Here is a 12,832-nt window from a genome sequence, read left to right on the forward strand (position 1 = left end):
TCGTCGCCCGGAAGGCACCCCTGCCCCCGTCCCCAGCCCAACGAATGACAGATCATCCGCAAAGGAGACACGCCATGATCCGCATTCGCCCGCTCTCCCTGTGCCTGGCCCTCGGCCTGGCCTCCATCACTGGCACCAGCTTCGCCGCCACCGACACCAACACCGACAGCCGCCCGCAAACCGACCAGTCCGGCGGCAAGACGGCCGGTGAAGACAGCAGCGTTAACAGCCCTGGCAGCGGCAAGAGCAATGACAGCAGCGACACCGGCAGCAACACCGATGCCGCCGACGGCGCCAGTGGCGGCTCCAACAGCACCGGTGAAGCCACAGGCTCCGGTGCCGGGTACAGCGGTGGCACTGCCGAAGACCAGGACAGCCGCTGAGGCTGGCCTGGACTACACTGCGCCCCATCGCCCTGCCAAGGACTCGCCATGAACCTCAAACACTGGCTGCTTGCTGCCCTCATACCTTGCAGCGCCATGGCAACCGGTAATAACCAGGGCGCCCTGTCGATCAGCTCTGCTTCGTTCACCGATGGGGGCGTGATTGCCTTGCAGCAGGTCGGGCCAGACCCGGCCTGCGGCGCTGGCGAACAAGTCACCCCGCAACTCAGCTGGGAAAACCTGCCCGAAGGTACCCAGTCGCTGGCGCTGATCATGTTCGACCCGGACGGCGGCAAAGGCATTGGCGTGGTTCACTGGATCGCCTACAACATCGACCCCGCCCAGGATGGCCTGAAGGAAGGCGCTGCCGCGCTGACCGGGCAGCACGTCACGGTGGGCCGCAACTCGCGCGGCACGCTCAGCTACCGAGGTCCTTGCCCTCCCGCCGGCGACAACCCGCACCATTACGCACTGACCCTGATCGCTACTGATCTACCAATAGGCACGCTGCCCGAAGGCCTGGACCGCAGCGGCCTGCTGCAGTTGTTGCAAGGCCATGCGCTGGGGGCTCAAAGCCTGGTTGGGCGTTACGGCCATTGAACCATTCAGTACAAAAACAAATGATCGCCACCATAGCATTTATCCATTGAATGCCCCGGCCGAACTGAAGTAAGCTCGGGCTCATTCACTGGAGAGCAACATGCCGAAACACACCCGCAACCACGCCAACCACACCGGTCGCAGCCTGCGCCCTGTGCTGGCCGTTGCCGGCTGCGTGGCACCTGCCAGCTATTACTTTGGGTATTGGTTTAGCCACTAGGCGCCGATACCCACACGGCGCCCACCTTCGAGGGGCCGCCGAACATGAGAATACTCAACCCCCGGTCGGCTCCCCGACCGGGGGTTTTGCTTTTCAGGCCTTTGCACATTACCGATTCAGATTGAGGACAGATTCATGAACTACGCCACTTATTACTACGCAAGCACCTCCGCCTGGCGATTTAGCCAATCCCGTTCGGGCCAGCCTGCCGCCTCCGTTCGGAATTCCACAGGTGGCAACGCAGCAGTCAATCCGCATTCAACGATTTGTCGAACACCTCGATAGGGCCGACAGCGCGGGCCAGAACCCGCCGTCCGCCCAGGGAAAAACGCCATGCAAGCCTCCAGCCTCGCCCTGCCCCTGACCCAGCCACAAGCCGCCAACAGCACTGTCAGCCTGCGCCTGCCCAGCCCGCATCTGCTCAAGCAGCAGATGCCGCTGTCCAGCGAGCTCACCCAGCAAGTCCATGCCCATCGCCAGGCCATCCGCGACATCCTCGAAGGCCGCGATGAGCGCCTGCTGGTGATCGTCGGCCCCTGCTCGATCCACGACCCGCGCTCGGCCCTGGAATACGCCGATCGCCTGGCCGCCCTCAGCCGTGAAGTCGACGACAAGCTGCTGTTGGTGATGCGCGCCTACGTCGAAAAGCCGCGCACCACGGTGGGCTGGAAAGGCCTGGCCTACGACCCGCACCTGGATGGCAGCGACGACATGCACGCCGGCATCGCCCTGTCCCGCGGGCTGATGCTGAACATGATCGAGCGCGGTCTGCCGGTCGCTACCGAGCTCCTGCAACCGATGGCCGCCGGTTACTTCGATGACCTGCTGGCCTGGGCCGCAATTGGTGCGCGTACCACCGAATCGCAAATTCACCGCGAAATGGTCAGTGGCCTGGAACTGCCGGTCGGCTTCAAGAACGGTACCGACGGCGGCATCGCCATCGCCAGCGATGCCATGCGCAGCGCCGCCCATCCGCACCGCCACTTCGGCATGGATGCGCAGGGCCATCCGGCAATCATCGAGACCCTGGGCAACCCGGACACCCATTTGGTGCTGCGCGGGGGCCACAAGGGCCCGAACTACGATGCCGACAGCATCGCCATGGCCCGCCAGGCACTGGCCAAGGCCGGCCTGCAGCCGCGGATCATGGTCGATTGCAGCCATGCCAACAGCGCCAAGGACCCGGCGCGCCAGCCAGCCGTGTTCAACGATGTGCTGGCGCAGCGCCTGGCCGGTGACCGTTCGCTGGTCGGTGTGATGATCGAGGGGCACCTGTTCGATGGCTGCCAGGCGCTGGGCAAGGGCGCGCTGAAATACGGCGTGTCGATCACCGACGGCTGCCTGGGCTGGGCCTCCACCGAAACCCTGCTGCGCGAGGCGGCACAAAAACTGTAAACGAAGGTTGCAAGCCTGGCGAGACATACCCCGGACAAGTGCGCTAGGCTTGGCTTTTTTACCCCAAGGAGCAGTACCCATGGCCCGTGCAACCGCCCGCCACATCCTCGTTGCCAGCGAAGACAAGTGCAACGAACTCAAAGCCCAGATCGAAGCGGGTGCCGATTTCGCTGAAATCGCCAAAGCCAATTCCACCTGCCCGTCCAGCCGCCAGGGCGGTGACCTGGGTTCGTTCGGCCCAGGCCAGATGGTCAAGGAGTTCGACACCGTGGTCTTCAGCGCCCCGGTCAACACCGTGCAAGGCCCGGTGAAGACCCAGTTCGGCTACCACCTGCTGGAAGTGACCAGCCGCCAGGACTAAGTAGCCAGAAGCGGCTCATGTCCCCTGTGGGAGCGGGTTCACCCGCGAATGCGTCCGTTCACGCAACGTCGTTGCCTGATCTGGCGCTTTCGCGGGTGAACCCGCTCCCACAGGTCCTGTGCTACCTGTTCCTGCTTTGTTTTTCGTTCCATAGCCAGGCTGCACCCACCCACGCCCTCACCGTCTACGGCGAAGCCCCCCGCTACACCAGCAGCTTCCAGCACTTCGACTACGTAAACCCCAACGCCCCCAAAGGCGGCATCCTACGCCGCTCGGCCATCGAAATCGGCCAGTTCGACCACATTCTGCCGTACATCGACAAAGGTATCGGCGTCAGCGAAGTCGACGGCCTGCTCTATGCCCCGCTGGCCGTGCGCTCGTTCGATGAACCCTATACCGTTTACGGCCTGATCGCCCGGCGCATGGAGCGCGGCCCGGATGACGCCTGGCTGCGTTTTGAAATCGACCCGCGGGCCACCTTCGCCGATGGCAAGCCGGTGCGAGCCGAAGACGTGCGCTTCACCTTCGACTTGCTGATGAGCAAGGGCAGCCTCAAATACCGCACCCAGTTCGCCGACGTTACCGGCGTTACTGTGGAAGGCCCGCGCAGCGTGCGCTTCGACTTCAAGCCCGACCACGGCCGCACCCTGGCGCTGGACCTCGCCAGCCTGCCGGTGCTGCCCGAACACGACTGGCAGCAGCGCGATTTCGCCAACGGTGCCGGCTTCGACAAACCCGTCGGCAGCGGGCCGTACCGCATCGGGCGGATCGACAACGGCCGCAGCATCACCTTCGAACGCGACCCGGCCTGGTGGGCGCGCGACCTGCCCACCAGCCGCGGCCGCTACAATTTCGACAAGCTGCGCATCGAGTACTTCGGCGACACCGAAGTCGCGCGCCAGGTGCTGAAAGGCGGCGGTTACGACTACAACCGCGAGTTTTCTGCCACTGCCTACACGTCAGGTTACAACGGGGCCCAGCTGGATGATGGCCGGCTGCAGCGTGCCCACCTGGGCCCGGCCAAGCCGCAGGTGGCCCAGGGCTTCGTGTTCAACCTCGACCAGCCGCAGTTCAAGGACCAGCGCGTGCGCCAGGCGCTGGGCCTGCTGTGGGACTACGAGTGGAGCAACCGGCAGATGATGCGCAACCTGTATATCCGCCAGCAGAGCGTGTTCTCCAACACCCCGCTGGCGGCCCGCCAGCTGCCGGACGCCGGCGAGCTGAAGCTGCTCGAGCCGCTACGCGGGCAGGTGCCCGACGAGGTGTTTACCACTGTGTTCAGCGCACCGGTCACCGATGGTTCAGGCATCATCCGCAAACAGCAGCTACAGGCGCTGGACTTGCTTGAGCAAGCCGGCTGGCACCCGGAAGGTGACCGCCTGGTGAACAACAAGGGCACGCCGCTGACGTTCACCTTCCTCAACGGCCAGGCGGGGCTGGAGCGCCTGCTGCTGCCATGGAAGCGCAACCTGGCACAGATCGGCGTAACCCTGAACATCCGCAACGTCGACGCGGCCCAGTACGTCAATCGCCTGATGGCCCGCGACTACGACATGATCGTCACGGGCTACCCGGTGACCCTGTCGCCGGGTGCCGAACTGTACAACTACTTTGGCTCGGCGGCGGCCCACGACCCTGGCTCGAACAACCTGATGGTGCTGCAGGACCCAGCCGTGGACCGCCTGGTCGACGGCCTGGTGCGTGCCGATACCCAGGCCGACATGCTGCACCACGCCCGTGCCCTGGACCGGGTGCTGCAATGGAATTATTACTGGATCCCCAACTACTATCCCCCAGGCAGCTCCACTGCCTGGTGGAACCGCTTCGGCCTGCCCAAGGTGCAAGCCACCTATGACGAAGGTCTGGACACCTGGTGGGAGGTCAGCCCCACCGCGCTGACCAACGCGCAAATGGCCGAACGCCGGAAGCCCTCGCCATGACCTCGTACCTGCTGCGTCGCCTGTTGCTGATCATCCCGACGCTGTTGGCCATCCTGCTGGTCAACTTCGCCATCGTCCAGGCGGCGCCCGGTGGCCCGGTGGAGCAAGCGGTGGCGCGCCTGCAGGGCCTTGGTGGCGGCGCACCCGGGGCGCGGGTCGAGAGGGTGCACAGCGAGTCCAGGGCCACCCGTGGCCTGGACCCGAAACTGCTCGAAGAAATCAAGCGCCAGTACGGTTTCGACAAATCCGCGCCAGAGCGCCTGTGGCTGATGCTCGGCCAGTATGCCCGGCTGGACTTCGGCAACAGCTTCTTCCGCGGCGCCAAGGTCACCGACCTGATCCTCGACAAATTGCCGGTAACCCTGTCCCTGGGCTTCTGGGCCACGCTGATCACCTATCTGGTGTCGATCCCGCTGGGCATCCGCAAGGCGGTACGCCACGGCAGCCGTTTCGATGCCTGGAGCAGCGCATTGATCGTGGTCGGCTACGCCCTGCCCTCGTTCCTGTTCGCCCTGCTGCTGATCGTGCTGTTCGCCGGCGGCACGTCGCTGAACTGGTTCCCGGTGCGCGGCCTGGTTTCCGACAACTTCGACCAGCTCAGCCTGCTGGGCAAGCTGGCCGATTACTTCTGGCACCTGGTGCTGCCGGTCGGGGCGTTGGTGATCGGCGGTTTCGCCACCCTGACGCTGCTGACCAAAAACGCCTTCCTCGACGAGATTGCCCGGCAGTACGTGGTTACCGCCCGGGCCAAGGGCCTCAGCGAGCGCCGGGTGCTGTATGGCCACGTGCTGCGCAACGCCATGCTGCTGGTGGTGGCCGGGCTGCCGCAGGCGCTGATCACGGTGTTCTTTGCCGGCTCGTTGCTGATCGAGGTGATCTTCTCGCTCGATGGCCTGGGCCGCATGAGCTACGACGCCGCCGTGTCCCGGGATTACCCGGTGGTGTTCGGCACGCTGTTCATCTTCACCCTGGCCGGCCTGCTGATCCGACTGATCGGTGACCTCTCATACACCCTGCTGGACCCGCGCATCGACTTCGACACGAGGGCGCACTGATGCTTTCGCCGGTATCGCGCCGTCGCCTGCAACGCTTTCGCCGCAACCGCCTGGGCTGGGTTTCACTGTGGTTGTTTGCCGGCTTGCTGCTGTTGTGCCTGGGCGCCGAGCTGGTGGCCAACGACAAACCACTGCTAATGGGTTACAAGGGCCAGCTGTACGTGCCAGCGTTCAAGCGCTACACCGAGCAGCAGTTTGGCGGGCAGCTGCCGTTCCAGCCCGACTACCGCAGCGCCTATGTGCGCCAGTTGATCGCAGACCAGGGCGGCTGGATGCTGTTCGCGCCCATCCCGTTCAGTGCCGACACCCCCAACTATGACCTGCAGGTACCCACCCCCAGCCCGCCCAGCACGAGCAACTGGCTGGGCACCGATGACCAGGGCCGCGATGTGCTGGCGCGGGTGCTGTATGGTACGCGGGTATCGTTGCTGTTCGCCTTTGCCCTGACCGCGGTCAGCGTGCTGATCGGCGTGACCGCCGGTGCGCTGCAGGGCTACCACGGCGGCTGGGTCGACTTGCTGGGCCAGCGCCTGCTGGAGGTGTGGTCGGGGTTGCCGGTACTGTATCTGCTGATCATCCTCAGCGGTTTTGTCGAGCCGGACTTCTGGTGGCTGCTGGGGATCATGGCGCTGTTTTCCTGGTTGACCCTGGTCGATGTGGTGCGTGCCGAGTTCCTGCGCGGGCGCAACCTGGAGTATGTGAAGGCTGCCCGCGCGCTGGGTTTGAGCGACAACCAGGTGATGGTGCGGCACATTTTGCCCAATGCCATGAATGCCACGCTGACCTATGTGCCATTCATGTTGACCGGGGCAATTACCACACTCACCGCGCTGGACTTTCTCGGCTTCGGCATGCCGGCTGGCAGTGCTTCGCTCGGTGAGCTGGTGACCCAGGGCAAGGAGCATCTGGAGGCCCCGTGGCTGGGCTTTACCGCGTTCTTCGCGCTGGCGGTGATCCTGTCGCTGCTGGTGTTCATTGGCGATGCACTGCGCGAGGCATTCGACCCACGAGGTTGAGTGGGCGGCACAGGCCCGCGTGGTGCCTGACTGAAAGCTTGAACCAAAGGAGCGTTTGCATGGCACTTCAAGGCAAGACTGCACTCATTACCGGCTCCACCAGCGGCATCGGCCTGGGGATTGCACAGGTGCTGTCCCGGGCGGGCGCAAACATCCTGCTCAACGGCTTTGGCGACCCGGCCCCGGCACTGGCCGAAATCGCCCGGCACGGGGTCAAGGTGCTGCATCACCCGGCGGATTTGTCGGACGTGGCCCAGATCGAGGCGTTGTTCGCGCTGGCCGAACGCGAGTTCGGCGGCGTCGACATCCTGGTCAACAACGCCGGCATCCAGCATGTGGCGCCGGTCGAGCAGTTCCCGCTGGAAAGCTGGGACAAGATCATCGCCCTCAACCTGTCCGCGGTGTTCCATGGCACACGCCTGGCCTTGCCGGGCATGCGCACACGCAACTGGGGCCGCATCATCAATATTGCCTCGGTGCATGGCTTGGTAGGCTCGACCGGCAAGGCGGCTTATGTGGCAGCCAAGCATGGCGTAATCGGCCTGACCAAGGTGGTGGGCCTGGAAACCGCAACCAGCCATGTCACCTGCAACGCCATCTGCCCGGGCTGGGTACTGACCCCGCTGGTGCAGAAGCAGATCGACGATCGTGCTGCCAATGGCGGCGATCCGCTGCAAGCGCAGCACGATCTGCTGGCAGAAAAGCAGCCTTCGCTGGCTTTCGTCACTCCCGAGCACTTGGGTGAGCTGGTACTATTCCTCTGTAGCGAGGCCGGCAGCCAGGTCCGCGGTGCTGCCTGGAACGTCGATGGTGGCTGGTTGGCCCAATGATGGGTGGCCTGGGCCTGGCAGCGGCCTTGCATTCGTTTATCTGCAAGGAGGCCCTATGCGCCCAACCCCGATCACCGCGCTTCTGGCCCTGACCCTGGCTGCCGCCGCTCCGGCGATGGCAGCCAGCCTGAAGGACGTCGCGCCCTACCCCGAGGCAGAAAAAGGCTTCACCCGGCAGGTCATCCACCTGCCGGCGCAGGCCGACGAGTCGGCCTACCAAGTGGAAATTCTTGCGGGCAAGACGTTGAAGGTGGACTGCAATCAGCAGCGCCTGGGCGGCAGCCTGGAGCAACGTACCCTGGAAGGCTGGGGCTACAACTACTACCGCCTGGACAAGGTCAGCGGCCCGCTCAGCACGCTGATGGCCTGCCCGGACGGCAAGCAGACCGAAGCCTTCGTGCCGGTGGTGGGTGAAGGCTTCATGCTGCGCTACAACAGCAAGCTGCCTGTGGTTGTGTATGTGCCAAAGGATGTGGAGGTGCGCTACCGCGTGTGGTCGGCGTCACAGGACGTGCAAAAGGCCACCGTCGAGTAAGCGCCACCCGTTCACAGGGATCGCCCCCGCCATGGATGGCCTCGGGCTGATCAGATCAGGCATAATGCGCCCCTTTTTTGCACCCCGATGCACAGGTATCCCATGAAAGCCCAAGCCCGCCACATCCTGGTCAAGACCGCTGACGAAGCCGAAAAGCTCAAGCAGCGCATCGCCAACGGCGAGGCGTTCGATGTGCTGGCGAAAAAGTTTTCCATCTGCCCTTCGGGCAAGCGTGGCGGCGACCTGGGCGAGGTTCGTCCTGGCCAGATGGTTGGCGCCATCGACCAGATCATCTTCAAGAAGCCCTTGCGTGTAGTGCACGGGCCAATCAAGAGCAAGTTCGGCTATCACCTGGTGCAAACGTTCTACCGCGACTGATAGCCCAGGGCCACCTAGCATTTTTGCCAGTTGTCCCTTCTCCGCGTATTCCATACAAGTCAGGCAGGGCCGAAGCCTCCCCGATGGCGTCGCTTCAGGTAGTGGACCCTCTAATGGACCCGGAGACCTGCCTATGCGCTGCCCTCGCCTGCTGCTGCCTGTAGCACTTCCTCTACTGACACTGCCTTTGCTGGCCCAGTCCCAATCCTTGACGGTCGTACCGGGCGACAGCCTGGGCGCGATCGTGCAGACCGCCGACGACGATGCGGCCAGCATCAGCGGCGGCACGGTTCTGTCGTTGCAGCAAGGCAATGGTCGGGACGCGTTCAGAATGAAGGGCGGCACCCTGGGGTCGTTGAACCAGGGCGGCGACATGGACACATTCCTCATGACCGGCGGCACCATCAGGGGCGCTTTCGAAGATGGCGACACTGCCAGGTTCCAAGGCGGCAGCATTGGTCGGATAGACCTGAAGCTTGCAGACAACTTCCTGGAAATGTCCGAAGCGCCCGGGGGCAGTACCACCGTGGTCGGCAATGTGGTCAGCGGCTTTGGCAACGACACCATCGTCATCCTGGGCGGCACCATCGGCGGCAACATCAGCACCAGCGGTGGCGTGGACACCATCACCATCAGTGGCGGCAGCGTGCAAGGCAACGTATTGGCAAGCGCGGGCAACGATGTCTTCAAGTGGCTGGGTGGCACCATCGGGCGGGTCGACATGGGTGGGCGAGTCGACATGGGCAATGACGACGACACTGCCACGGTCAGTGCCATTGACCTGGTAGCCTCGTCTGTCACCCTCGACGGTGGTACTGGCACGGACATATTGACCTTTGTAAACAGCCAGGTCGGTAAAGGCGCGCTGTACATCAACTGGGAAACCATCAAGCTCAGCCAGGGCAGCCAGCTGGCCCTCGACGACACCTTGAAACTGGGTGACCTGGGCGCCAGCGAACCTCGGGTAATACCTGCCACCGGCACCGGCACCTTGCAGATCGATGCGAGCAGCCGACTGTTCAGCAGCACAGGCAGTATCGCCAGCGCCCAGAGCGGCAACAAGGCGACGGTTGAAAACGCTGGCATCATCGACCTCAGTCGTGGCAACGATGCCCAAGGCCGCCTGACTATCGAGGGCAACTACAGCGGCAACAATGGCACCCTGCGCTTGAACAGCGTGCTGGCCGGTGATGGCGCGGCCTCTGACCGGCTGGTGGTGAGCGGTGGCGCCATCAACGGCTCCACCCAGTTGCTTGTCGACAATTTTGGTGGCACAGGCGCGGCAACTCCGCAAAAGGGGATCCTGGTCGTCGAAGCACGGGACGGTGCCACCAGCACGCCAACAGCATTCGTGCAGACGCAGAGGCTATCAGCCGGCGCATATGACTATCGTTTGTTCAGGGATGCTGAGAGCTTCTACCTGCGCTCGACCTTGGTCGCAGCACCCGCTCCCGCCCCGCAACCAGAAGACCCGACCCAGCCTGCGCAACCGATTCCTACCCCGCCTGTCGCGGCGCCTGCGCCCGGCCAGATCGAGCTGCCCGCAGCGGTTCAAGGTGAGAGCCTGCCACTGTATCGGCCTGAAGTTCCGGTGTATGCCGCTGCGCCAAGGGGCGCCGCAATCATCGCCCGCCAGGCGTTGGGCACTTTCCACCAGCGCCAGGGCGATCAGCTGCTGCTGCAGGGCGAAGGCGCCCTGCCCGCCAGCTGGGGCCAGGCCTACGGTGGCAGCCTGCGCCAGCAATGGAGCGGCACGGTCAGCCCGAGCGTGGATGGTGACCTGTACGGTTTCAAGGTCGGCCAGGACGTGTATGCCAAGGTTGGCGATAACGGATACCGCCAACACGTGGGTTTCTACGTCAGCCATAGCCGGCTGGATGCCGACATCAAAGGTTTCGCACTGGCCATGCACGACCGCAGCGTCGGTGACCTGAAACTCGATGGCGACAGCGTGGGCGCCTACTGGACGCTGGTCGACCCGCAAGGCGCGTACCTGGATGCGGTATTGCAGTACTCCCGCCTCGATGGCCGGGCGCGCTCGCACCGCGGTGACAAGCTGAACATCGATGGCCATGCCTGGACCGCTTCGCTGGAATCCGGCTACCCCATCGCCTTGTCCGAACGCTGGACGCTGGAGCCACAAGCCCAGCTGATCGCACAGAAGGTCTCGCTCGACAGCGCCAGCGACAGCGTCTCGCACATCAGCCATGACGCTCAGGTCGAGCTGACCGGCCGCCTTGGCGTGCGCCTGCAGGGTGCATTTACCGGTAGCAGCGGGCGGCGGCTGCAGCCCTATGCGCAGGTCAACCTGTGGCACGGTGATGGTGGCCGTGACACCCTGACCTTCGATGGCGCCGACAAGATCAAGACCGACTACCGCTATACCTCCGTGCAACTGGAAAGCGGCGTGGTGGCGCAGGTCAGCGAAGCGCTGAGCCTGCATGGCGGCGTGCAGTACAGCGCCAACCTGGACAGCCGCCAGCAGGAAGCCAGCGGCGTCAACCTGGGGGTCCGCTGGCAGTTCTAGCGCCGTGCAGCCAGCAAGCCGAGGCCAGCGCAGCCCAGCAGGGAGGCGCTGACCCGATTGAACAACCGACGCGGGCCAGGCTGGCTGAACCAGCGTTGCATGTAGGCGCCAAGCCCCCCGTAGATCGCGATCGCGGCCCACTCCAGCAGCAGGAACAGCACACCCAGCCACAGGAACTGCTCGCTTACCGGGGTAGCGCTGCCAACCGAGACGAATTGCGGCAGGAAGGCGGTGAAGATCAGGATGGCCTTGGGGTTGCCGGCCGCGACCCAGAACTCCTGGCGTGCCAGGCGCCAGGTGCCGCGCGGGTGATCAGCGGCGACCACGGCCTCGCCCACCGGCGCACGCCACAGTTGCCAGGCGATGTAGAACAGGTACGCCGCACCCACCACCTTGATGGCCAGGAACAGGTATTCGCTGGTATGCAGTACCACCGCCAGGCCCATGGCCGCCAGGGCGATCATGCCGCTGAAGGCGACAATACGTCCGCCACCGGCCACGCAGGCCGTGCGCAGGCCGTAGCGGCTGGCGTTGTGCAGTGACAGCAGGTTGTTCGGCCCCGGAGCCATGTTCAGGGCAAAGCAGGCGGGGATGAAGAGCAGCAGGCTTGAAAGGTCCATTCTTGTTTTCCTTTGACAACAGCCGTCTATTTCGGCGTGTCGAGGGCCTTGCGGTCAAGCTACAGCCAGCGATAAAAACTGTACGGGTACGCCGCAGCTGTTAATCTTCCGGCGCTATCGAGGACAGCCTGATGCCCCCTTCCCAAGCCGCCCTGTGGCGCGACCCGGCCCTGCCGCACGTCGAAAGCCGCCGCGCCTGCCACAGCCGTGCCTGCTACAAGGCCCACAGCCACCCGACGTTTTCGATCGGTGCGGTGGATGCCGGTCATAGCCATTTCACCGGTGCCGGTAACGGCCAGGAACGCCTGACGCCCGGTACGCTGGTGCTGGTACCTGCCCACCGCGTACATGCCTGCAACCCCGCGCCCGGGCATGCCTGGAGCTACCAGATGCTGCATGTGGATGCCCACTGGCTGACGCAGCTGCGCCGTGAGTCCGGGCTCGACGTCGCCGACACGTCAGCCCCGGCACGTATCTGCCGGGAGCCAGCGGTGTATCGACAATTCTGCGAGATGAACCGGGTGCTGTTTTCCGGTGCCAGCAACGCTGAGAAGGATGCAGCGCTGATTGCTTTTCTGGGTGACCTGGACTGTCGCGCACATGCACCGCTGCTGGCGGCGCCGGGGCTGGGGGCGAGCGCGTTGAACGGGTTGCTCGCACGCGTCGAAGGCATGGACCCTGCGCACTTGAGCCTTGAACTGCTGGCCAGGGAGGCAGAACTCGGGCGCTATCAGCTGATCCGAGCATTTCGGGCGGCCACCGGGTTTACTCCGCATGCCTACCTGCTCAATGCCCGGGTCAACCGGGGGCGGCAGATGCTCGGTGAGGGGCAGGCGCTGGCGGAGGTGGCCTATCAGCTGGGATTTGCCGACCAGAGCCATTTCCAGCGGGTATTCAAGGCCCATGTGGGCATGACGCCGGGGCAGTATCGGGCTGACTGAAAGCCTGTAGGAGCATGCAATATTGTTCAAT

Annotated in this window: 13 protein-coding genes; 12 read left to right on the top strand and 1 reads right to left on the bottom strand. The window is 64.3% G+C overall.

What is annotated here, in order from left to right:
- The first annotated feature begins 74 nt into the window (after window positions 1-74).
- The 11 genes from AC5O5I_RS14900 to AC5O5I_RS14950 all read left to right on the top strand — a co-directional run bounded on the left by AC5O5I_RS14900 (window position 75) and on the right by AC5O5I_RS14950 (window position 11,240).
- Window positions 75-383 carry a hypothetical protein gene (locus tag AC5O5I_RS14900; protein WP_172233302.1) on the top strand — a complete coding sequence of 103 codons (309 nt, stop codon included), beginning with the start codon at window positions 75-77 and terminating at the stop codon, window positions 381-383.
- Window positions 384-431: 48 nt separating this feature from the next.
- Window positions 432-983 carry a YbhB/YbcL family Raf kinase inhibitor-like protein gene (locus tag AC5O5I_RS14905; protein WP_494511043.1) on the top strand — a complete coding sequence of 184 codons (552 nt, stop codon included), beginning with the start codon at window positions 432-434 and terminating at the stop codon, window positions 981-983.
- Window positions 984-1,536: 553 nt separating this feature from the next.
- Window positions 1,537-2,598, top strand: a complete 1,062-nt coding sequence (locus AC5O5I_RS14910; protein WP_494511044.1) for a 3-deoxy-7-phosphoheptulonate synthase — start codon at window positions 1,537-1,539, stop codon at window positions 2,596-2,598.
- A 79-nt stretch (window positions 2,599-2,677) separates the two neighbouring features.
- Entirely contained in the window at window positions 2,678-2,959 is a 282-nt protein-coding gene (locus tag AC5O5I_RS14915) for a peptidylprolyl isomerase (protein WP_009686645.1), read from the top strand.
- 17 nt (window positions 2,960-2,976) lie between these two features.
- A complete protein-coding gene (locus tag AC5O5I_RS14920; protein WP_494511045.1) occupies window positions 2,977-4,899 on the top strand; it encodes an extracellular solute-binding protein in 1,923 nt (640 codons plus the stop codon).
- Window positions 4,896-5,954 carry a microcin C ABC transporter permease YejB gene (locus AC5O5I_RS14925; RefSeq protein WP_172225212.1) on the top strand — a complete coding sequence of 353 codons (1,059 nt, stop codon included), beginning with the start codon at window positions 4,896-4,898 and terminating at the stop codon, window positions 5,952-5,954. The genes AC5O5I_RS14920 and AC5O5I_RS14925 overlap by 4 nt, the downstream gene beginning before the upstream one ends.
- A complete protein-coding gene (locus AC5O5I_RS14930; RefSeq protein WP_494511046.1) occupies window positions 5,954-6,970 on the top strand; it encodes an ABC transporter permease in 1,017 nt (338 codons plus the stop codon). The genes AC5O5I_RS14925 and AC5O5I_RS14930 overlap by 1 nt, the downstream gene beginning before the upstream one ends.
- Window positions 6,971-7,029: 59 nt before the next feature.
- Window positions 7,030-7,800, top strand: a complete 771-nt coding sequence (gene hbdH, locus AC5O5I_RS14935; protein ID WP_494511047.1) for a 3-hydroxybutyrate dehydrogenase — start codon at window positions 7,030-7,032, stop codon at window positions 7,798-7,800.
- Window positions 7,801-7,855: 55 nt separating this feature from the next.
- Window positions 7,856-8,335, top strand: coding sequence for a serine protease inhibitor ecotin (eco, locus tag AC5O5I_RS14940; RefSeq protein ID WP_494511048.1), 480 nt, complete (start codon window positions 7,856-7,858; stop codon window positions 8,333-8,335).
- Window positions 8,336-8,437: 102 nt separating this feature from the next.
- Window positions 8,438-8,713, top strand: a complete 276-nt coding sequence (locus AC5O5I_RS14945; RefSeq protein WP_172225200.1) for a peptidylprolyl isomerase — start codon at window positions 8,438-8,440, stop codon at window positions 8,711-8,713.
- Between the two features lie 133 nt (window positions 8,714-8,846).
- Window positions 8,847-11,240, top strand: coding sequence for an autotransporter family protein (locus tag AC5O5I_RS14950; protein ID WP_494511049.1), 2,394 nt, complete (start codon window positions 8,847-8,849; stop codon window positions 11,238-11,240).
- Here the strand turns inward: AC5O5I_RS14950 and AC5O5I_RS14955 are convergent.
- Window positions 11,237-11,860 (bottom strand): LysE family translocator, encoded by a 624-nt coding sequence (locus tag AC5O5I_RS14955; RefSeq protein WP_172225193.1) that lies wholly within the window; start codon window positions 11,858-11,860, stop codon window positions 11,237-11,239. The two genes, AC5O5I_RS14950 and AC5O5I_RS14955, sit on opposite strands and share 4 nt — an antisense overlap.
- A gap of 131 nt (window positions 11,861-11,991) precedes the next feature.
- Between AC5O5I_RS14955 and AC5O5I_RS14960 the strand changes: the two genes are divergently transcribed.
- Window positions 11,992-12,801: a helix-turn-helix transcriptional regulator gene (locus AC5O5I_RS14960; protein WP_172225188.1), complete on the top strand. Its 810-nt coding sequence runs from the start codon at window positions 11,992-11,994 to the stop codon at window positions 12,799-12,801.
- Window positions 12,802-12,832 lie beyond the last annotated feature (31 nt).

It is taken from the genome of Pseudomonas sp. 9_2_1 (assembly GCF_059295275.1).

Excerpts from the sequence above, each read along its gene's own strand:
- AC5O5I_RS14900 (WP_172233302.1), top strand. The coding sequence starts at position 75 with ATGATCCGCATTCGCCCGCTCTCCCTGTGCCTGGCCCTCGGCCTGGCC.
- AC5O5I_RS14905 (WP_494511043.1), top strand. The coding sequence starts at position 432 with ATGAACCTCAAACACTGGCTGCTTGCTGCCCTCATACCTTGCAGCGCC.
- AC5O5I_RS14910 (WP_494511044.1), top strand. The coding sequence starts at position 1,537 with ATGCAAGCCTCCAGCCTCGCCCTGCCCCTGACCCAGCCACAAGCCGCC.
- AC5O5I_RS14915 (WP_009686645.1), top strand. The coding sequence starts at position 2,678 with ATGGCCCGTGCAACCGCCCGCCACATCCTCGTTGCCAGCGAAGACAAG.
- AC5O5I_RS14920 (WP_494511045.1), top strand. The coding sequence starts at position 2,977 with ATGTCCCCTGTGGGAGCGGGTTCACCCGCGAATGCGTCCGTTCACGCA.
- AC5O5I_RS14925 (WP_172225212.1), top strand. The coding sequence starts at position 4,896 with ATGACCTCGTACCTGCTGCGTCGCCTGTTGCTGATCATCCCGACGCTG.
- AC5O5I_RS14930 (WP_494511046.1), top strand. The coding sequence starts at position 5,954 with ATGCTTTCGCCGGTATCGCGCCGTCGCCTGCAACGCTTTCGCCGCAAC.
- hbdH (WP_494511047.1), top strand. The coding sequence starts at position 7,030 with ATGGCACTTCAAGGCAAGACTGCACTCATTACCGGCTCCACCAGCGGC.
- eco (WP_494511048.1), top strand. The coding sequence starts at position 7,856 with ATGCGCCCAACCCCGATCACCGCGCTTCTGGCCCTGACCCTGGCTGCC.
- AC5O5I_RS14945 (WP_172225200.1), top strand. The coding sequence starts at position 8,438 with ATGAAAGCCCAAGCCCGCCACATCCTGGTCAAGACCGCTGACGAAGCC.
- AC5O5I_RS14950 (WP_494511049.1), top strand. The coding sequence starts at position 8,847 with ATGCGCTGCCCTCGCCTGCTGCTGCCTGTAGCACTTCCTCTACTGACA.
- AC5O5I_RS14955 (WP_172225193.1), bottom strand. The coding sequence starts at position 11,860 with ATGGACCTTTCAAGCCTGCTGCTCTTCATCCCCGCCTGCTTTGCCCTG.
- AC5O5I_RS14960 (WP_172225188.1), top strand. The coding sequence starts at position 11,992 with ATGCCCCCTTCCCAAGCCGCCCTGTGGCGCGACCCGGCCCTGCCGCAC.